We start from the raw sequence: 17,655 nt of genomic DNA on the forward strand, positions 1-17,655 counted from the left end.
GGTTCGAATCCTGTCGCCCCGACCAACTTTTCATCACAGAACCCGATTGCTGAATCGCCTCAAGAGGCGGGTTGCTACGGTAGCCCGTCTGGCGGCGCCGCACCTGACGTGCCCCTGGCGCTTTTTGGCCCCCCCGCCCCCGCGCGCCGGTCGCGATGATCCTGCATCCGCACCCCAATGCCGGCGGCACGATGAACAATCGCATCGTGCAGGAGCTGTACAAGACCTTCCAGCGCCGCGGGTTCGCCACGTTGCGCTTCAACTTCCGCGGCGTGGGCAAGAGTCAGGGCGTGTTCGACAACGGCATCGGCGAGCTTTCCGACGCTGCCTCGGCGCTCGACTGGGTGCAGAGCTTCCACCCCGAAGCGTCGACCACTTGGGTAGCCGGCTTCGGCTTTGGCGCGTGGATCGGCATGCAGCTGCTGATGCGGCGGCCGGAGATTCGCGGCTTCATCTCGGTCGCGCCGCCCGCCAACATGTTCGATTTCACCTTCCTCGCCCCCTGCCCATCCAGCGGCATCATCATCCAGGGCGAGAATGACGAGGTGGTCACGCCGGGCGCGGTGCAGAAGCTGGTCGACAAGCTGCGCACGCAAAAGCACATCACCATCCATCACGATACCATCCCGGGCGCGAACCATTTCTTCGAGCATGAGATGGCGGAGCTGATGGGCAGCGTGGACAAGTATCTCGACATGCGGCTGGATCCGAACTCACCGATCCGCTGAAGATGTGTAGGATGGCGGATCGTCGGGTCGACGTTCCAGCTTGACGCGCCACTCGGCCGCTGATCTACTCAAGCAGCGGAAGCCATCGACCGCTTCCGCGATCGGTTGTAGTGGGAGAGCGTTCGATGTTTTCCGTCGTCGTAGCACTGGCCATTCAGGCGCCGGTCGTGGCTGATTTGCCTCACTCGAACTCCGACCGGGTCCGCTTCGTCTTTGCGAGCGATGCCCGTGAGGTGACGCTGCCAGTCGAGCAGCCATCGATGCCGGCCGAGTTCACGACACGCGCTTATCACGACATCGTCAAACGGTGCGGCGGCAAGCGCCTCAGCGCCTGGCAGCGTGGTTCGCGGATCGTGGTCAGCGGGATCAGCGACCAAGGGAACGTCGAGCTCGCACGCTGCGTCGAAGCCGCGACCACCGGGCTTTCGCGGATCGTGGTACGCAACAACGTCGCCACGCCGCGACCGGACAATCAGGACATTCAACCGCTGCGCACATCGCCGTTGCACGTTCGATAAGGCTGCGGCCGGGAAACGGGCGGTCCAAGTCCGCCTCTTTCGCTGACGTCCATCTCGTCGCATGATGGTCGGATGAAGCAATCGACCGCAATCAAGTTCGCCGCCGGAGCCGCCGCCGCCGCTGTAGCTGGCCTGTTCATCTATTCGCGCGCGACGCGGCCGCCGGTAATCAACGCCAGCGTGCCCGAGCCGGCCAAGCCGGTGGACCTGACGCGCTATGCCGGCAAATGGTTCGAAATCGCGCGCCACGAGAACAAGTTCGAAAAGGGCATGGACGCGGTTACCGCCGAATACACGCTGCGCCCGGATGGCAAGGTGGGCGTCCTGAACAGCGGCATCCGCGCCGGCGAGAGCGAGCGGACAGAAACCGAAGGCCAAGCGATCGTCGCGGACGAGGCTACCAATGCCAAGCTCAAGGTCTCGTTCTTCGGACCGCTCTACACCGGCGACTATTGGGTGCTGGACCATGGCGACGATTATGACTGGTCAATCGTCGGCGAGCCGAGCGGGCGCTATCTGTGGCTGTTGGCGCGCGATGCGCGTCCCGACCCTGCGACGTTGCAGGCGCTGCTGATGCGAGTCGAGGCGCTGGGCTACGACCGTTGGGCGCTGCGCATCACGCGGCAGGATTGAACGATCGGCGCATCGACGTGAGCGTTGCGGCGAGCGCGGCGCGGTAAGTCACACGGTCCAGATCGCGACGTTGCCGGCCAGGACGACCGCCGCGATCAGCATGAGAACGCCCTTTCGCCGGTCACCCCGGCGAAGGATCACCACGCCGCCCCAGATCAGCGCGAACATTCCCGCGACGGCGAGCGCCAGCAGCGTCGAGGCGGCAGGTGAGAGTTGCATCGGCATGGCGCTGCCCCTAACGCGAAGCCGAGATTGCGTCGAGCAAAGGCTTATTTGCGATTTGTTCGCAACAGTCTGCTGCTATAGGGCGCGCCAACAACCCAATCGTCAGGATTCTTGTGCTCGTGAGCGATCGTAACGCCATTCCCCTTGCACCGTCGGCGGCGCTGACGGTGGAAACCGTGCTGAGCGTGCGGCACTGGAACGAGCATCTGTTCAGCTTCACCATCACCCGTCCGCAAAGCTTCCGCTTTCGCTCGGGCGAATTCGTGATGCTGGGCCTGCCGGCCGACGTTGCAAATCCGGGGGGGCGCCCGCTGCTGCGCGCCTATTCGGTCGCCAGCCCCGCCTGGGCGGAGGAGCTGGAGTTCCTGTCGATCAAGGTGCCGGACGGTCCGCTGACGTCGAAGCTGCAGCTGATCCAGCCGGGCGACCAGCTGTTCCTGGGGCGCAAGCCGACGGGCACGCTGGTGACGGACGCGCTGCTGCCGGGCAAGCGGCTGTTCTTCCTGTCGACCGGCACGGGCCTTGCGCCATTCCTCAGCTTGGCGCGGGACCCCGACGTCTATGAGATGTTCGATCAGGTTCAGCTGGTCCACTCGGTGCGCCGCGTCAGCGACCTGGCATTCCGCGAAGAGCTTGAGGCACAACTCGCCGGCGATCCGCTGGTGCAGGATCAGGCGCTGGTGCAGTTCAGCTACCTGCCCACCGTGACGCGCGAGCCTTTTCCGGTGAACCAGCGGATCGGCACGCTGATCGAGAATGGCGGCCTGTTCGGCCCGCAGACCGTTGGCGAAAAGCGCCTGAACCCGGAAACGGATCGCGTGATGATGTGCGGGAGCATGGAGATGATCAAGGATCTCTCCGCGCAGCTCGAGGCGCTGGGATTCGAGGAAGGGTCGAACAACAAACCCGGTACCTATGTCATCGAGCGCGCGTTCGTCGGCTGAGCCGACACTGGACCGCCATTGGACCTGACTGCCGGCGAAGCAGCCCGCCGTTAACCGTCAGTCGTTGCCGGACAAGATGCGCGCATAGGCCTGGGGGTCGGCATTGCCGCCGCTCAGCACCACGAGCGTATCGCTCGTCGGATCGACTTTGCCGGCCAGCAGCGCGGCCAGCGCGGCCGCACCACCGGGCTCGACCACCAGGCGCAGCTTGGCGGCTGCCCAGCGTTGCGCATGGCGGATTTCAGCTTCGGTGACGGTGACTCCGGTCGCGCCACGCCGCGAGAGAACGTCGAAGGTCAGTTGCGCCGGCTGAAAGGTCTGAAGCGCGTCGCAGGCAGTCGCAGGCGGCGAATCGCCGACCGATTCGATCCAGCCGGCGGCGAGGCTTCGGTTGACGTCGTCCCATCCTTCGGGTTCGACGATAACGGTTTGTGCTTCGGGCAGCGCCAGCGTCACGCCGGCGGCAAGACCGCCCCCGCCGCATGGCACGATGACGCGCGTCGGATCTGGCAGCTTCATCTCCGCACACTGCGTGAGGACTTCGATGGCGAGGCTCCCCTGCCCTTCGATGATCCACGGATCGTCGAAAGGCGGCACCAGCGTCGCGCCACGGGCATGGGCCAAGTGACCGGCAATCCTGATGCGGTCTTCCTTCATCCGATCATAGGCGACGACTTCAGCGCCCAGTGCGAGCGTCGCTTCCCGTTTTGCCGCCGGTGCGTCCGACGGCATGACGATCACCGCCGGCATGCCGAGCCGCCTCGCCGCCCAAGCGACGCCCTGCGCGTGATTCCCCGAGGAGTAGGCGACGACCCCCTTGTCGCGCATGGCCGGATCGATGGCGGTCAGCCGGTGCCACGCGCCACGAATCTTGAATGCGCCGATTGGCTGAAGCGATTCAGCCTTGAACAGGACCGGAACGCCGCGAACCGGCGCAACGAACAGCGGCGTCGGCGGTAGAATGGCTGCGATCTTCGCCGCCGCGTCGCGCACGCCCGCCCGGGTTGGCTGTCGCAGAATCGTCACATGTCACCTTGGCCTGAAAAAGGGGGGCAGAATCGCTTTACATGGGGGGACCCCGACCCTAAATGACCCCTCCGCTGCCCCATGGGACTTCCACCGCAAGGCAGTGTTTTCACCGTATGCCGAAAGGCAGTTGGAGGTCCCTTGAGTTGCACAAGCATCATAGCGCGCTCGGGCTAGCGAAAGCCCTTCGTCCCGTCGAGCCGGTAACGCTCGTTCGTCCGCATGCCGCGAAGCGTGCTGCCCGATTCTTCGTCGAGAAGTTTCCCGGGACGACGATGTATGCCGTCAAGGCGAACCCTTCCCCCGAGCTCCTGCAGATCCTGTGGGACGCCGGCGTGACGCATTATGACGTCGCGTCGATCGGCGAGGTGCGCATGGCGCGCCGCGCGCTGCCCAAGGCGACCTTGTGCTTCATGCACCCGGTCAAGGCCGAGGAAGCGATCGAGGAAGCGTATTACGTCCATGGCGTACGCACGTTCAGCCTTGATACGATGGACGAGCTGGAGAAGATCGTGCGCGCCACGCGCGGCGCGCAGGACCTGAACCTGTGCGTGCGCATTCGCGTATCGTCGGATCATTCCAAGCTCAGCCTCGCGTCCAAGTTCGGCGCGGAGCCGGAAGATGTGGCCGAACTGCTGGTCGCCACCCGCCAGGCAGCCGACGCGCTGGGCATCTGCTTCCATGTGGGTTCGCAGGCGATGACGCCCGCCGCCTATAGCGAGGCGATGGAGCGCGTTCGCATCGCGATCGTCGCGTCGTCGGTCACGGTCGACATCGTGGACGTGGGTGGCGGATTCCCGTCCTCCTATCCCGGCATGGAGCCGCCGCCGCTCGAGACCTATTTCGGCGTCATCCACAACGCGTTCGAGAATCTGCCGATCTCGTACAGCGCGGAACTGTGGTGCGAGCCGGGCCGGGCATTGTGCGCGGAATATTCGAGCCTGATCGTACGGGTCGAGAAGCGCCGCGGTGACGAGCTCTACATCAACGATGGCGCCTATGGCGCGTTGTTCGATGCGGCGCATGTCGGCTGGCGCTTTCCGGTCACGCTGCTGCGTGACGGCGAAGCTTCGGATGAAGTGACCGAGTTCAGCTTCTATGGCCCGACCTGCGACGACATGGACCATATGGCCGGCCCGTTCGAGCTGCCTGCTGACGTCCAGGCCGGTGATTATATCGAAGTCGGGATGCTGGGCGCCTATGGCTGTGCGATGCGCACCGCGTTCAACGGCTTCGGGTCGGACATGGTCCATGAAGTGACCGACGAGCCGATGGCGACGCTCTATTCGGGCATCGCGATCGAGCGGCCAAGCAACGTCGTGAGCCTGGACCAGTTCAAGCGCCGCGCACGCCGCTAAGCCGATCCGTCACGTCAAAAGAAAAGGCCGCTGCCTGCGAGGGCAGCGGCCTTTTTCGTTCACCGCACTGGCGCGGTCAGCGCTGGGCGCGAGCCTTGCGCGCTGCGTAGCGCGCGTCGCGTGCAGCTTTCATTTCGGCCGCACTGGGCGGCTTGAGGCGCGCTTCCTTCAGGGCTGCCGCCTCGGCAGCTTCGGCCTCTTCCTGCGCCTTGCGCGCGGCTTCAGCTTCCTTCAGCGCCTTCTTCTCGGCCTTGGCCTGTGCGAGCGCCTCTGCCTTGGCGGCGCGCTCGGCGGCCAGCGCCTGCTCACGTGCCTCGGCAGTCTTACGGCGCTCTTCCAACACGGCAGGGTCTACCGCAGGCTTGTTACGGAGCATCTCCAGCGCCTTCTGCTTTGCCTTGGCAGCGGCGGCGGTACGGTCTTGAAATGAGGGTTCCCGGTAAGAGGGCATGTATGTTCCCGAATAGTTAGGCCTGGCATTGCGGAACACGGACCATGGGTGGTCCGAGCGCAAAAACGACGTCGCGCACGTGGCGCGATACGCACGAGCAGGGCTTTAGGACATTTTGGCCGCGCCCGCCACCCCGTAGCGAGGCGCGGGTTACAAGACCGATCGGGCGGCGCTAAGCGCGGCCGTCCAGGATCGCCTCGATCGCATCCGTGACATGCGCGATATCGGCCATGCCATCGACACGCTTCACCAGGCCACGCGCCTCGTAGATCGGCAGGATCGGTGCAGTCTTGGCGCGATACTCCGCCATGCGGGTGCGGACGGTCTCTTCGTTGTCGTCGGGGCGGCGCTTGAACTCGTGCCCGCCGCACGCGTCGCATGTGTCCGCCACGGCCGGCAGCTTGAAGGCGTCGTGATAGCCCTGACCGCAAGACGCGCATGTGAACCGGCCGGTGATCCGCTCCACCAGCGCATCCTCGTCAACGACCAACTCGATCACATGATCGAGCGAGCGACCCCGTTCGGCAAGGATCTGATCCAGCGACTCGGCCTGGGCAGCCGTACGGGGATAGCCATCGAAGATCGCGCCTGCTTCGCCCAACTGATCCAGCCGTTCCCCGATCAGCGCGCTGACGATCGCGTCGCTGACCAGTTCTCCTGCCTCCATCACCGCCTTGGCCTGAAGCCCCACCGGCGTGCCGGCCTTGACCGCCGCACGCAGCATGTCGCCGGTCGAGAGCTGGACCATGCCGCGCTCGTTCTCCAGCCGCGACGCCTGGGTGCCCTTGCCCGCTCCCGGCGGCCCCAACAGGATGATGTTCAACAGACTTCCCCTCTGCTCGCCGCCGTCCGGCGGGCCTCCTTAACGGAGGCGGCCGCCCTTCAGCTTCGCCTTCTTGATCAAGTCGCCATACTGGTGCGCCAGCAAGTGCGACTGGATCTGAGTCACCGTGTCCATGGTCACGTTGACGACGATGAGCAAGCTCGTTCCGCCAAGATAGAAGGGAATCGATAGCGCCGATACGAGATATTCCGGCAGCAGGCAGATGATCGTCAGGTACGCCGCGCCGATCACGGTGATGCGCGTGAGCACATAATCGAAATAGGCCTCGGTGTTCTTGCCCGGGCGGATGCCGGGGATGAACCCACCATAGCGCTTGAGGTTGTCAGCCGTCTCTTCCGGATTGAACACCACGGCGGTGTAGAAGAACGAGAAGAAGATGATCCCGGCCGCATAGAGCGCCATGTAGATCGGCGAACCATGCTGCAGATACTGGTTCAGGCTGATGATGAGGTCGCTGCCCCAACCCTCGCCCGCCTGGGCCTGCCCTGCGAACTGGCTGACCGTCAGCGGCATCAGCAGCAGCGAGCTCGCGAAGATCGGCGGGATGACGCCGGCGGTGTTGATCTTGAGCGGCAGGTGGGTGCGCTCCGACTGAACGCCGCGCTGGGTCTGACGCTTGGGATACTGGATCAGGATACGGCGCTGCGCCCGCTCCATGAAGCAGATGAACAGGATGAGACCCGCGACGGCCACGATGACCGCGACCAGCGTGACCGGGTTCATGCTACCCGTGCGGCCGCCCTCGAACAGCTGGACCAGCGTGGTCGGCAGATGCGCGACGATGCCGGCCATGATGATGAGCGAAATGCCGTTGCCGACGCCGCGGCTGGTGATCTGCTCACCCAGCCACATGAGGAACATGGTGCCGCCGATAAGGCTGATGACCGCAGCGACGCGGAACAGCAGGCCGGGCTCGACCACGGGGGCAAGCCCCTGGTTGGCGCCGAGCGTCTCCAGACCCACCGCGATCACCCAGCCCTGCACCGCGGTCAGCGCGACCGTGCCATAGCGGGTATATTGGTTGAGCTTCTTGCGCCCGCTTTCGCCTTCCTTCTTGATCGCGGCGAGCTGCGGCGACAGCGAGGTCGCCAGCTGCACCACGATCGAGGCAGTGATGTACGGCATCACGCCAAGCGCGATGACGCTCATGCGCTCAAGCGCGCCGCCCGAGAAGGTGTTGAAGAAATCGAGCACGCCACCCTGGGTGCGCTGCGCCAGCAAGCCGAGCTGCGTAGGATCGACACCCGGCAGCGGCACATAGGACAGCATCCGGAAGATGATCAGCGCGCCGAGCGTGAACCACAGGCGCTTCTTGAGTTCAGTCGCCTGTCCGAACTTGGACAGGTTGAGGCCGGATGCCATTGAGTCGGCTGCGGATGCCATTAACGATTATCCCGGAAACCAAAGCGGCGGAGAAGCGTTCAACGCTACCCCGCCGCCCATATAGGTTACTGTTGGAACAGGGCAATGCGTAAGCGCCGCCCCGTCCACAGCTAAAGTCAGGCCCAGAGCAGCTTAAGCTTTTCCGGCCTTCTTCGCGGCGATTTCCTTCTGCTTCACGCGATGCTTAGCAGCATGCTTTTCCGAAGCAGGGACGATCGTCGGGACGGTCACGCTGCCGCCAGCCTTTTCAACCGCCTCGATCGCGCCCTTCGACGCGCCGGCGACGGTGAAGATGAGCTTGGCCGAGAACTCGCCCTTGCCGAGCAGGCGGACGCCATGCTTGCCGCCGCGCGCCAGGCCGACGGCCTTCAGCGCTTCATGATCGATTTCGGTCGCCGTCAGCTTGCCGGCGTCAACCAGCTTCTGGATCGCGCCCAAGTTGACCTCGGCATAATCCTTGGGGTTCGGCACATTGAAGCCGCGCTTCGGCAACCGCATGTGGAGCGGCATCTGACCGCCCTCGAAGCCGTTGATCGCGACGCCCGAACGTGCCTTGGCACCCTTCTGGCCGCGGCCAGCGGTCTTGCCCTTGCCCGAGCCGATGCCGCGTCCGACGCGCATCCGGCCCTTGCGGGCGCCATCGTTGTCGTTGATTTCGTTCAGTTTCATGGTCTGCACTCGCTTTCGCTTTTGTCGCGCTGGATCACTAGATCAGTGATTCCCGAAAACAGGAAGGGGGCCGCTTAGCCCCCTCCCCTCAATTTGTCACCTGGAAAGGCGCGAGGACTTCAGTCCTCGACGACCTCGACCATGTGGTGCACCGCACGGATCATGCCGCGGACCGAAGGGGTGTCCTCCAGCTCGCTGACCTTGTGCATCTTGTTCAGGCCCAGGCCGACCAGGGTCGCGCGCTGTTCCTTGGTGCGGCGGATCGGCGAACCGGTCTGCTTGATCTTGATGGTTGCCATCAGACTTACTCCGTGATCGCCGCGGCGTCAGCCTCGGCGGTCTGCGAGCCGCCACGGCCCAGCAGGTCGGCGATCTTCTTGCCGCGACGCTGCGCCACCGCCTTCGGCGAGGTCTGGTCGCTCAGCGCCTCGAAGGTCGCGCGGATCATGTTGTAGGGGTTCGAAGTGCCGACCGACTTGGTCACCACGTCGTGAACGCCCAGGCTCTCGAACACAGCGCGCATCGGACCGCCGGCGATGATGCCGGTACCAGCAGGCGCCGAGCGGACGGTGACCTGGCCAGCGCCGAAATGGCCCTTGCCGTCATGGTGCAGCGTCCGGCCTTCGCGCAGCGGCACGCGGACCATCTTCTTCTTGGCCGCAGCAGTCGCCTTGCTGATCGCTTCCGGCACTTCGCGTGCCTTGCCGTGACCGAAGCCGACCCGGCCCTTGCCGTCGCCGACGACGACCAGCGCCGCAAAGCCGAAGCGCTTGCCGCCCTTCACCGTCTTCGAAACGCGGTTAATGTGAACCAGCTTCTCGATCAGCTCTTCGCCGCCGTCATCCTGGTTGCCACGGCGATCGTCGCGACGGCCACGGTTGCCGTCACGGCCACCACGGTTGTTGCCGCCGCCCGGGCCGCCACGGCCACGCCCGCCACGGGGACCGCGCGGTGCGCCGGCATCGCCAAAACCACCAGCGGGAGCACCGGCAGCGGCGTCGACCGGAGTTTCGGTCGTGTTGATTTCATCCGCCATCTTAGAACTCCAATCCGCCTTCACGGGCGGCATCCGCCAGCGCCTTGACGCGGCCATGGAACAGGAAGCCGCCACGGTCGAACACGACCTGCGTCACGCCGGCATTCTTCGCGACTTCCGCGATGCGCGCACCGACCGCCTTGGCAGCGTCGACGTTCGCACCCGCATTGCCGCGCAGATCCTTGTCCAGCGTCGAAGCGGCAGCGAGCGTCTTGCCCTGCGCATCGTCGATCACCTGCACATAGATGTGCTTGCCCGAACGATGCACTGACAGCCGGGGACGGCCGCCCGAGCGCGCCTTCAGCGCGGTGCGATTGCGGCGACGCCGCTTCTCGAAAAGCGAGAGACCCTTGCTCATTACTTCTTCTTCCCTTCCTTGCGGAAGATGAACTCGCCGTCGTACTTGATGCCCTTGCCCTTGTACGGCTCGGGCTTGCGCCAGCGACGGATTTCAGCGGCAAACTGGCCGACGGCCTGCTTGTCATTGCCCGAGATTTCGACCGTGGTCTGATCGGGCGTCTTGACCTCGACGCCTTCCGGCACGTCGAGATCGACGTCGTGCGAATAGCCGAGCTGAAGCTTCAGCTTCCTGCCCTGCGCGTTCGCGCGATAGCCGACGCCGGTGATCAGCAGCTTCTTGGAGAAGCCTTCGCTGACGCCCGTGATCAGGTTCTGGACCAGCGTGCGCTGCATGCCCCAGAAAGCCTTGGCACGCTTGGTGTCGTTGGCGGGCTTCACGGTGATGTTGCCCTCGCCCACCTCGTACGAGATGTCGTCGGCGGTCGGCATGGTGAGGGTGCCCATCGGCCCCTTCACGCTGATCGTGCCGCCCTCGACCGTGGCGGTGACGCCATTCGGAACGGTGATCGGCTTCTTACCGGTGCGGCTCATCAGAACACCTCCGCGAGCACTTCGCCGCCGACATTCTGGTCGCGCGCTTCGGCATCCGAAAGCACGCCACGCGGCGTCGAGACGATGGTGATGCCGAGGCCATTGCGGACGCGCGGCAATTCCTTGCTGCCCGAATAGACGCGGCGGCCCGGCTTCGAAACGCGCGCGATCGACTTGATCGCGGGCTGGCCCTCGAAATACTTCAGCTCGATGCGGATGCCGGCCGCGGGGCCCATCTGCTCTTCGCTATAGCCACGGATATAACCCTCGCGCTGCAACACGTCGAGGACACGCGCACGCAGCTTGCTCGCCGGCGTCAGGACAGAGTCCTTGCGGGCGCGCTGGCCGTTGCGGATGCGGGTGAGCATATCACCCAGGGGATCGGTCAATGCCATCTTCGTGTGCCCTTACCAGCTCGACTTCGTGACGCCGGGGATCAGGCCCTTGTTGGCCAGATCGCGCAGCATGACGCGTGCGAGACGGAACTTGCGGTAGTAACCGCGCGGACGACCGGTGAGCTCGCACCGGTTGCGGATGCGGGTCGGGTTCCCGTTGCGGGGAATCTCGGCCATCTTCAGACGCGCGATCAGACGCTCGGTATCGTCGAGCGACTTGTCGTTCGCAATCGCCTTCAGCTTCGCATATTTGCCGGCGTACTTCTTCACCAGCTGCTTGCGACGCTCGTTCTTGTTCACGGAACTCAGTTTCGCCATGACTTAAGTTCTCTTTCCCTTACGCGGCTTGCTTGGTTTCGTCGTTCGCCTCGATCGGGAACGGGAAACCGAAGAGACGGAGAAGCTCACGCGCTTCCTCGTCGGTCTTCGCGGTGGTGGTAACGATCACGTCCATGCCGCGCACCTTGTCGATGCGGTCATAGTTGATCTCGGGGAACACGATCTGTTCCTTGAGGCCGCAGGCATAGTTGCCACGACCGTCGAACGACTTGTCGGACAGGCCACGGAAGTCGCGAACGCGCGGCAGCGCGATCGTGATGAAGCGGTCGAGGAACTCGTACATCCGCTCGCGGCGCAGCGTGACCTTGCAGCCAATCGCCATGCCTTCGCGCAGCTTGAACTGCGCGATCGACTTCTTCGCCTTCGTGACGACCGGCTTCTGGCCGGCGATCAGCTCCATTTCAGAAGCGGCCTGCTCGACCTTCTTCTTGTCCTGGGTGGCCTCGCCGACGCCCATGTTGAGCACGATCTTCTCGATCTTCGGCACTTCGAGCGCATTCTTGTAACCGAACTTCTCGGTCATCGCCTTGGCGATCTTGTCGGCATACATCGCCTGCATGCGCGGCACGTATTTGTCAGCCATCAGATGACATCCCCGGTCTTGACCGCAACGCGGACCTTCTTGCCGTCACGCTCCTCGAAGCGGACGCGGGTCGCCCTGCCGTCCTTGGTCACATGCGCGACCTTCGAGACATGCAGCGGCGCTTCCGAGCGCTCCAGACCACCCTGCGGGTTGGTCTGGGTCGGCTTGCGGTGACGCACGGCGACATTGACGCCGGCGACGACGACCTTGCCGTCCTTCGGCATCGACTTGGTAACTTCGCCGGTCTTGCCCTTGTCCTTGCCGGACAGGACGATGACCGTGTCACCCTTCTTGATCTTGGCAGCAGCCATCACAGCACCTCGGGGGCGAGCGAAATGATCTTCATGAAGCCCTTCGAGCGCAGCTCGCGGACCACCGGGCCAAAGATACGGGTGCCGATCGGCTCCTCGTTCTTGTTGACCAAGACGGCAGCATTGCCGTCGAAGCGGATCACCGAGCCATCGGCGCGGCGGACGTCCTTGGCGGTGCGGACGATGACGGCACGATGCACGTCACCCTTCTTCACCTTGCCGCGGGGCTGTGCTTCCTTGATGCTGACGACGATGACGTCGCCCACGCCGGCGAAGCGACGCTTCGACCCGCCCAGCACCTTGATGCACTGCACCCGCTTCGCGCCGCTATTGTCTGCGACGTCGAGATTGGATTGCATCTGGATCATCGATCCGGTTCCTTCTCGTTTGGCCTACCGAAACATGTTCCGGCGGTTCCGTTACACTCAGTCCCTGGGGACCGGGGTTACTCAGGCCCGAAGACCTCAGGCGTTGTCGGCCCGCTCCGGCGTCGCATGGGTGTCAACCCGATCGATCACCTTCCAGGTCTTCAGCTTCGAAATCGGCGCAGTCTCTTCGATGCGCACGGTTTCGCCCGCCTTGTACTCGTTGCCCTCGTCATGGGCATGATACTTCTTCGAGCGACGAATGATCTTGCCGTAGAGCGGGTGCTTGACCTTGCGCTCCACGTTCACGACCACCGTCTTGTCGCCCTTGTCGGACACGATCTGCCCGGTCAGCACGCGCTTCGGCATGGTTACGTGTCCTCTTACTTCGCAGCCGAGCGGTTACGCTCGGACTGCAGCGTCTTGATGCGCGCGATGTCCTTGCGGACTTCCTTCACGCGGCTCGGCTTCTCGAGCTGGCTGGTCGCGGCCTGGAAACGGAGGTTGAACGCCTCGCGCTTCAGGTTGCCCAGCTCTTCGGTCAGCTGATCGTCGCTCTTTGCGCGCAGATCGGTTGCCTTGGTCATCTTATCAACCCTCCAGGTGCGACGTGTCGCCGAGGCGGGCCACGACCTTGGTCTTGATCGGCAGCTTCATCGCCGCACGCTCGAACGCTTCCGCCGCAAGCGGGCCGGGAACACCGTCCAGCTCGAACAGGATGCGGCCGGGCGCCACGCGCGCCGCCCAATATTCAGGAGCACCCTTGCCCGAGCCCATGCGGACTTCGGCAGGCTTGCTCGACACCGGCAGATCCGGGAACACGCGGATCCAAAGACGGCCCTGACGCTTGATGTGGCGCGTGATCGCGCGGCGAGCCGCCTCGATCTGACGTGCGGTGATCCGCTCCGGCTCCATCGCCTTCAGGCCATAGGACCCGAAGTTCAGCGTCGCGCCGCCCTTGGTCTCGCCCTTGATCCGGCCCTTGAAGGCCTTGCGGAACTTGGTGCGCTTCGGTTGCAACATTGTCTCTAACCCTTAGCGACGGTCGTCGCGCGCCGGGCGCACGCCCGACGTCTGCGATTCCATGTTCAGGCGATCGGTCGCCATCGGATCATGGCCCAGGATCTCGCCCTTGAAGATCCAGACCTTGACGCCGCACACGCCATAGGCGGTGTGCGCTTCGGCGGTGGCGTGATCGACATTGGCGCGCAGCGTATGCAGCGGCACGCGGCCTTCACGATACCATTCCGACCGTGCGATCTCGGCGCCGCCCAGACGGCCGCCGCAGTTGATCCGGATGCCTTCCGCGCCCAGACGCATCGCCGACTGAACGGCGCGCTTCATGGCGCGGCGGAACGCGATGCGGCGCTCCAGCTGATCGGCAATGCCCTGCGCGACGAGCTTGGCGTCGACTTCGGGCTTGCGGATCTCGACGATGTTCAGCGACACGTCCGAGCTGGTCATCGTGCCGAGCTTCTTGCGAAGCTTCTCGATGTCCGTGCCCTTCTTGCCGATGATCACGCCGGGACGCGCAGCGAAGATGCTGACGCGGCACAGCTTGGCCGGACGCTCGATCACCACCTTGGAGATCGCGGCCTGCGGCAGCGTCTTCATGATGTACTGGCGGATCTTCAGATCCTCGAGCAGCAGGCGACCATAGTCGGCGCCTTCGGCGAACCAGCGGCTGTCCCAGGTGCGGTTGATCTGCAGGCGCAGACCGATCGGGTTGCTCTTGTGACCCATTATGCTTCTTCCTGCACTTCGCGCACGACGATGCGCAGACGGCTGAACGGCTTGAGGATGCGCGTCGACTTGCCGCGACCACGGGTGTGGAAGCGCTTCATCGTGATCGACTTACCAACCGACGCCTCGCTGACGACGAGCGCGTCGACATCGAGATTGTGGTTGTTCTCGGCATTGGCGATGGCCGAAGCCAGCACCTTGCGCGCGTCGACCGCCATCGCCTTCTTGCTGAACTGAAGGATGTTCAGCGCGTCGCCGGCCTTCTTGCCGCGGATCAGGCCAGCAACCAGGTTCAGCTTCTGAGCCGAACCGCGGATCTGCGTGCCGACCGACAGCGCCTCATTGTCGGCAACCCGACGGGGAGCTTTTGGCTTCGACATTAGCGCTTGCCCTTCTTGTCCGCGGCGTGACCCGGGAAGAACCGGGTGGGCGCGAATTCACCGAGCTTCATGCCGACCATTTCCTCGTTCACCGACACCGGCACGAACTTGCGGCCGTTGTAGACGTTGAAGGTCAGGCCGACGAACTGCGGCAGGATGGTCGAACGACGCGACCAGGTCTTGATCGGACCGCCACGGCCCGAATTCTCCTGTGCCGTCTCGGCCTTCTTCAGGAGATGCAGGTCCACGAAAGGACCCTTCCAAACGGAACGAGCCATGGGTTAGCCCTTCTTCTTCGCGTGGCGGCTACGGATGATGAACTTGTCCGTCGCCTTGTTGTGACGGGTGCGCGCACCCTTGGTCGGCTTGCCCCACGGGGTGACCGGATGACGGCCGCCCGAGGTCCGGCCTTCACCACCGCCGTGCGGATGGTCGACCGGGTTCTTGGCGACGCCGCGGGTCAGCGGGCGGATGCCCTTCCAGCGGTTGCGGCCGGCCTTGGCGAGGTTGGTGTTGCCATTGTCGGGGTTCGACACGGCCCCAACGGTGCACATGCACTCGCCGCGGACGTAACGCTGCTCGCCCGAGTTCAAGCGAACGATCACCATGCCGCGATCGCGGCCGACGACCTGCACATAGGTGCCTGCCGAACGTGCGATCTGACCACCCTTGCCGGGCTTCAGCTCGACATTGTGGACAATCGTGCCGACCGGCGCCTGGCCGATCTCCATCGCGTTGCCCGGCTTCACGTCGGTCTTCTTGGCCGCGATCACCTTGTCACCAACGCCCAGACGCTGCGGCGCGATGATGTACGCATAGTCCGGCGTCTCGGCCGAGCCATAGTTGATCAGCGCGATGAAGGCGGTGCGGTTGGGATCATACTCGATCCGCTCCACGGCGCCTTCGACGTCCCACTTGCGACGCTTGAAGTCGATGATGCGATAGCGCTGCTTGTGGCCGCCGGCGATGCCGCGCGAGGTCACATGACCCTTGTTGTTGCGACCACCGGTCTTGCGCTTGCCTTCGGTCAGCGCCTTGACGGGGCCACCCTTGTGCAGACCCGAACGGTCCACCAGGATCAGGCCACGCCGCGCCGGCGAAGTCGGGTTGTAGTTCTTGAGCGCCATGGTCAGTTGACCCCCTGCGTCACGTCGATCGAGTCACCGTCCTTCAACGTGACGATCGCCTTCTTGATGTCGCTGCGCGTGTAGGGCTTGCCCTTCCAGCGCTTCGTCTTGCCCTTTTGGACGATCGTGTTGACCGCGGTCACCTTGACGTCGAACAGCGCTTCGATCGCCGCCTTGATCTGCGGCTTGGATGCGGTGTTCGCGACCTTGAAGACCACTGCATTCGCCTCGGAGACGAGCGTCGACTTCTCGGTGATGTGCGGCGCGACGATCACGTCGTAATGACGCACGTCCACCGGCTTGCCCTGCTTAGCCATTGAAGCGAGCCTCCAGCTTCTCGACGGCAGCGCGGGTCAGGACCAGCGTGTCGTGCTTCAGGATGTCATAGACGTTGGCGCCCACGGCCGGCAGCACGTTGACGTTCGTCAGGTTGCGCGCCGCCAGGAACCCGTCACCGGCCTCGGCATCGATCACCAGCGTCTTCTTGCCGACGTTCAGGCCAGCAAACTGGCCCTTGAGCGCCGCGGTCTTGCTGGCTTCGAAACCGTCGAGGACGATCAGCGAACCAGCCTTGGCGTGGCTCGACAGCGCCATCTTCAACCCCAGCGCGCGAACCTTCTTGTTCAGCGAGATGTTGAAGTCGCGCAGACGGGCACCGTGTGCCTTACCGCCGCCGATGAACACCGGGGCCGCACGATCGCCGTGACGAGCCGTACCGCCGCCCTTCTGGCGACCGAACTTCTTGCCGGTGCGCGCCACTTCCGAACGCTCACGCGTCGGACGGGCAGTGCCGCGGCGGTTCCACAGCTGCCAGGTGACGACGCGATGCAGGATGTCGGCGCGCGGCTCGAGACCGAACACTTCGTCGTTCAGCTCGATGTCGCCCGATGCCTGTGCGTCGAGGGTCTGTACCTTGACCTTCACGTTCAGCCCTCCTGGCCGTCGGTCGCTTCGGGAGCAGCGGCTTCATCAGCCGGCATGTCCGCGGGAGCGTTGTTGTTGCTGTTGGCAGCCGATTTGATCGACGCCGGGTACGGCGCGTCGGCGTGGCGCGCGACCTTCACCGCGTCCTTGACGAACAACCAGCCACCCTTCGAGCCAGGGACAGAGCCCTTGACGAAGATCAGGCCGCGCTCGACGTCGGTGCCGACGACTTCCAGGTTCTGCTGGGTGCGGTTCTTGTCGCCCATATGGCCGGCCATCTTCTTGTTCTTGAAGACCTTGCCCGGATCCTGGCGCTGACCGGTCGAACCAAGCGCACGGTGGCTGATCGAGACGCCGTGCGTCGCGCGCATGCCCCCGAAGCCCCAGCGCTTCATGCCGCCGGCAAAGCCCTTACCCTGCGTGCGACCCTGAATGTCGACGAGCTGGCCGGCGACGAAGTGGTCAGCCGAAATCTCGGCGCCCACGTCCAGAAGACCGTCCTCATCCACGCGGAACTCCGCGAGGATCGCCTTGGGCTCGACTTCGGCCTTGCCGAACGCGCCACGCTGCGGCTTGGCGACATTCTTCGCCTTGGCGCTGCCCGCGCCCAACTGCACGGCCGTATAGCCGTCCTTGTCCATCTCGCGACGGGCGACGACCTGAACGCCTTCGAGGCTCAGAACGGTAACCGGCACGTGCCGACCATCGTCCTTGAACAGGCGGGTCATCCCCATTTTCTTCGCGATCACGCCAGTGCGCATGATCCACTCACTCCAAATCGC

29 protein-coding genes and 1 pseudogene are annotated in these 17,655 nt (G+C 64.3%); 5 read left to right on the top strand and 25 right to left on the bottom strand.

The genetic code is table 11. The features are described 5' to 3' along the window. Positions 1 to 107: 107 nt before the first annotated feature. The 3 genes and pseudogenes from BFL28_RS07720 to BFL28_RS07730 form a co-directional block, all read left to right on the top strand. Positions 108 to 728 (top strand): annotated as a pseudogene (locus BFL28_RS07720) (alpha/beta hydrolase); the annotation flags it as partial. A 125-nt stretch (positions 729 to 853) separates the two neighbouring features. Next, positions 854 to 1,246, top strand: a complete 393-nt coding sequence (locus tag BFL28_RS07725; RefSeq protein WP_069320011.1) for a hypothetical protein — start codon at positions 854 to 856, stop codon at positions 1,244 to 1,246. 72 nt (positions 1,247 to 1,318) lie between these two features. After that, positions 1,319 to 1,879, top strand: coding sequence for a lipocalin family protein (locus BFL28_RS07730; protein ID WP_079247016.1), 561 nt, complete (start codon positions 1,319 to 1,321; stop codon positions 1,877 to 1,879). 48 nt (positions 1,880 to 1,927) lie between these two features. Here the strand turns inward: BFL28_RS07730 and BFL28_RS20890 are convergent, their stop codons facing one another. After that, a complete protein-coding gene (locus BFL28_RS20890; protein ID WP_158011637.1) occupies positions 1,928 to 2,104 on the bottom strand; it encodes a hypothetical protein in 177 nt (58 codons plus the stop codon). 119 nt (positions 2,105 to 2,223) lie between these two features. On the opposite strand from BFL28_RS20890, the gene BFL28_RS07735 reads away from it, so the two are divergent. Next, a complete protein-coding gene (locus BFL28_RS07735; protein WP_069320080.1) occupies positions 2,224 to 3,048 on the top strand; it encodes a ferredoxin--NADP reductase in 825 nt (274 codons plus the stop codon). A 57-nt stretch (positions 3,049 to 3,105) separates the two neighbouring features. On the opposite strand, the gene BFL28_RS07740 is transcribed toward BFL28_RS07735, so the two are convergent. Continuing rightward, the gene (locus BFL28_RS07740; protein ID WP_173655706.1) at positions 3,106 to 4,074 is read right to left on the bottom strand and encodes a threonine ammonia-lyase; all 969 of its coding nucleotides are present in this window, start codon (positions 4,072 to 4,074) and stop codon (positions 3,106 to 3,108) included. Positions 4,075 to 4,220: 146 nt separating this feature from the next. On the opposite strand from BFL28_RS07740, the gene BFL28_RS07745 reads away from it, so the two are divergent. Then, positions 4,221 to 5,432, top strand: a complete 1,212-nt coding sequence (locus BFL28_RS07745; RefSeq protein ID WP_069320013.1) for a type III PLP-dependent enzyme — start codon at positions 4,221 to 4,223, stop codon at positions 5,430 to 5,432. Positions 5,433 to 5,508: 76 nt separating this feature from the next. On the opposite strand, the gene BFL28_RS07750 is transcribed toward BFL28_RS07745, so the two are convergent. The 23 genes from BFL28_RS07750 to rplC all read right to left on the bottom strand — a co-directional run bounded on the left by BFL28_RS07750 (position 5,509) and on the right by rplC (position 17,634). Continuing rightward, positions 5,509 to 5,883: a DUF6481 family protein gene (locus tag BFL28_RS07750; RefSeq protein WP_069320014.1), complete on the bottom strand. Its 375-nt coding sequence runs from the start codon at positions 5,881 to 5,883 to the stop codon at positions 5,509 to 5,511. A 172-nt stretch (positions 5,884 to 6,055) separates the two neighbouring features. After that, entirely contained in the window at positions 6,056 to 6,706 is a 651-nt protein-coding gene (locus BFL28_RS07755) for an adenylate kinase (protein WP_069320015.1), read from the bottom strand. Positions 6,707 to 6,745: 39 nt separating this feature from the next. Then, a complete protein-coding gene (gene secY / locus BFL28_RS07760) occupies positions 6,746 to 8,110 on the bottom strand; it encodes a preprotein translocase subunit SecY (RefSeq protein WP_069320016.1) in 1,365 nt (454 codons plus the stop codon). Positions 8,111 to 8,242: 132 nt separating this feature from the next. Further along, entirely contained in the window at positions 8,243 to 8,779 is a 537-nt protein-coding gene (gene rplO, locus BFL28_RS07765) for a 50S ribosomal protein L15 (RefSeq protein ID WP_069320017.1), read from the bottom strand. Between the two features lie 119 nt (positions 8,780 to 8,898). Beyond that, positions 8,899 to 9,078 carry a 50S ribosomal protein L30 gene (gene rpmD, locus BFL28_RS07770; RefSeq protein ID WP_069320018.1) on the bottom strand — a complete coding sequence of 60 codons (180 nt, stop codon included), beginning with the start codon at positions 9,076 to 9,078 and terminating at the stop codon, positions 8,899 to 8,901. A 5-nt stretch (positions 9,079 to 9,083) separates the two neighbouring features. Next, positions 9,084 to 9,815 (bottom strand): 30S ribosomal protein S5, encoded by a 732-nt coding sequence (gene rpsE / locus BFL28_RS07775; RefSeq protein ID WP_079247017.1) that lies wholly within the window; start codon positions 9,813 to 9,815, stop codon positions 9,084 to 9,086. Position 9,816: 1 nt separating this feature from the next. Further along, complete coding sequence (rplR, locus tag BFL28_RS07780) at positions 9,817 to 10,173, bottom strand: 50S ribosomal protein L18 (RefSeq protein WP_069320019.1); 357 nt, start codon at positions 10,171 to 10,173, stop codon at positions 9,817 to 9,819. After that, positions 10,173 to 10,706 carry a 50S ribosomal protein L6 gene (gene rplF / locus BFL28_RS07785; protein ID WP_069320020.1) on the bottom strand — a complete coding sequence of 178 codons (534 nt, stop codon included), beginning with the start codon at positions 10,704 to 10,706 and terminating at the stop codon, positions 10,173 to 10,175. The genes rplR and rplF overlap by 1 nt, the downstream gene beginning before the upstream one ends. Continuing rightward, a complete protein-coding gene (gene rpsH / locus BFL28_RS07790; protein ID WP_069320021.1) occupies positions 10,706 to 11,101 on the bottom strand; it encodes a 30S ribosomal protein S8 in 396 nt (131 codons plus the stop codon). The genes rplF and rpsH overlap by 1 nt, the downstream gene beginning before the upstream one ends. Before the next feature lie 12 nt (positions 11,102 to 11,113). Continuing rightward, complete coding sequence (gene rpsN, locus BFL28_RS07795) at positions 11,114 to 11,419, bottom strand: 30S ribosomal protein S14 (RefSeq protein WP_069320022.1); 306 nt, start codon at positions 11,417 to 11,419, stop codon at positions 11,114 to 11,116. Positions 11,420 to 11,438: 19 nt separating this feature from the next. Beyond that, the gene (gene rplE / locus BFL28_RS07800; RefSeq protein WP_069320023.1) at positions 11,439 to 12,023 is read right to left on the bottom strand and encodes a 50S ribosomal protein L5; all 585 of its coding nucleotides are present in this window, start codon (positions 12,021 to 12,023) and stop codon (positions 11,439 to 11,441) included. Then, positions 12,023 to 12,334 (bottom strand): 50S ribosomal protein L24, encoded by a 312-nt coding sequence (rplX, locus tag BFL28_RS07805; RefSeq protein ID WP_069320024.1) that lies wholly within the window; start codon positions 12,332 to 12,334, stop codon positions 12,023 to 12,025. Before rplX ends, rplE begins: the two co-directional genes overlap by 1 nt. Continuing rightward, positions 12,334 to 12,702 (bottom strand): 50S ribosomal protein L14, encoded by a 369-nt coding sequence (rplN, locus tag BFL28_RS07810; RefSeq protein ID WP_066574426.1) that lies wholly within the window; start codon positions 12,700 to 12,702, stop codon positions 12,334 to 12,336. Before rplN ends, rplX begins: the two co-directional genes overlap by 1 nt. Positions 12,703 to 12,798: 96 nt before the next feature. After that, positions 12,799 to 13,068, bottom strand: coding sequence for a 30S ribosomal protein S17 (rpsQ, locus tag BFL28_RS07815; RefSeq protein ID WP_069320025.1), 270 nt, complete (start codon positions 13,066 to 13,068; stop codon positions 12,799 to 12,801). Between the two features lie 14 nt (positions 13,069 to 13,082). Further along, positions 13,083 to 13,286: a 50S ribosomal protein L29 gene (gene rpmC, locus BFL28_RS07820; RefSeq protein ID WP_069320026.1), complete on the bottom strand. Its 204-nt coding sequence runs from the start codon at positions 13,284 to 13,286 to the stop codon at positions 13,083 to 13,085. A 4-nt stretch (positions 13,287 to 13,290) separates the two neighbouring features. After that, a complete protein-coding gene (rplP, locus tag BFL28_RS07825; protein WP_069320027.1) occupies positions 13,291 to 13,722 on the bottom strand; it encodes a 50S ribosomal protein L16 in 432 nt (143 codons plus the stop codon). Between the two features lie 12 nt (positions 13,723 to 13,734). Next, positions 13,735 to 14,442, bottom strand: coding sequence for a 30S ribosomal protein S3 (gene rpsC, locus BFL28_RS07830; protein WP_069320028.1), 708 nt, complete (start codon positions 14,440 to 14,442; stop codon positions 13,735 to 13,737). After that, positions 14,442 to 14,822, bottom strand: coding sequence for a 50S ribosomal protein L22 (gene rplV / locus BFL28_RS07835; RefSeq protein ID WP_069320029.1), 381 nt, complete (start codon positions 14,820 to 14,822; stop codon positions 14,442 to 14,444). Before rplV ends, rpsC begins: the two co-directional genes overlap by 1 nt. Then, positions 14,822 to 15,100, bottom strand: coding sequence for a 30S ribosomal protein S19 (gene rpsS / locus BFL28_RS07840; RefSeq protein WP_069320030.1), 279 nt, complete (start codon positions 15,098 to 15,100; stop codon positions 14,822 to 14,824). Before rpsS ends, rplV begins: the two co-directional genes overlap by 1 nt. 3 nt (positions 15,101 to 15,103) lie before the next feature. After that, positions 15,104 to 15,949 carry a 50S ribosomal protein L2 gene (gene rplB / locus BFL28_RS07845; protein ID WP_069320031.1) on the bottom strand — a complete coding sequence of 282 codons (846 nt, stop codon included), beginning with the start codon at positions 15,947 to 15,949 and terminating at the stop codon, positions 15,104 to 15,106. A gap of 2 nt (positions 15,950 to 15,951) precedes the next feature. Next, a complete protein-coding gene (locus tag BFL28_RS07850; protein ID WP_069320032.1) occupies positions 15,952 to 16,266 on the bottom strand; it encodes a 50S ribosomal protein L23 in 315 nt (104 codons plus the stop codon). After that, complete coding sequence (rplD, locus tag BFL28_RS07855) at positions 16,259 to 16,873, bottom strand: 50S ribosomal protein L4 (protein ID WP_069320033.1); 615 nt, start codon at positions 16,871 to 16,873, stop codon at positions 16,259 to 16,261. Before rplD ends, BFL28_RS07850 begins: the two co-directional genes overlap by 8 nt. Positions 16,874 to 16,875: 2 nt before the next feature. Beyond that, positions 16,876 to 17,634 carry a 50S ribosomal protein L3 gene (rplC, locus tag BFL28_RS07860; RefSeq protein WP_069320034.1) on the bottom strand — a complete coding sequence of 253 codons (759 nt, stop codon included), beginning with the start codon at positions 17,632 to 17,634 and terminating at the stop codon, positions 16,876 to 16,878. Positions 17,635 to 17,655 lie beyond the last annotated feature (21 nt).

The organism is Sphingomonas turrisvirgatae, from assembly GCF_001721295.1.
GTDB lineage: Bacteria > Pseudomonadota > Alphaproteobacteria > Sphingomonadales > Sphingomonadaceae > Sphingomonas > Sphingomonas turrisvirgatae.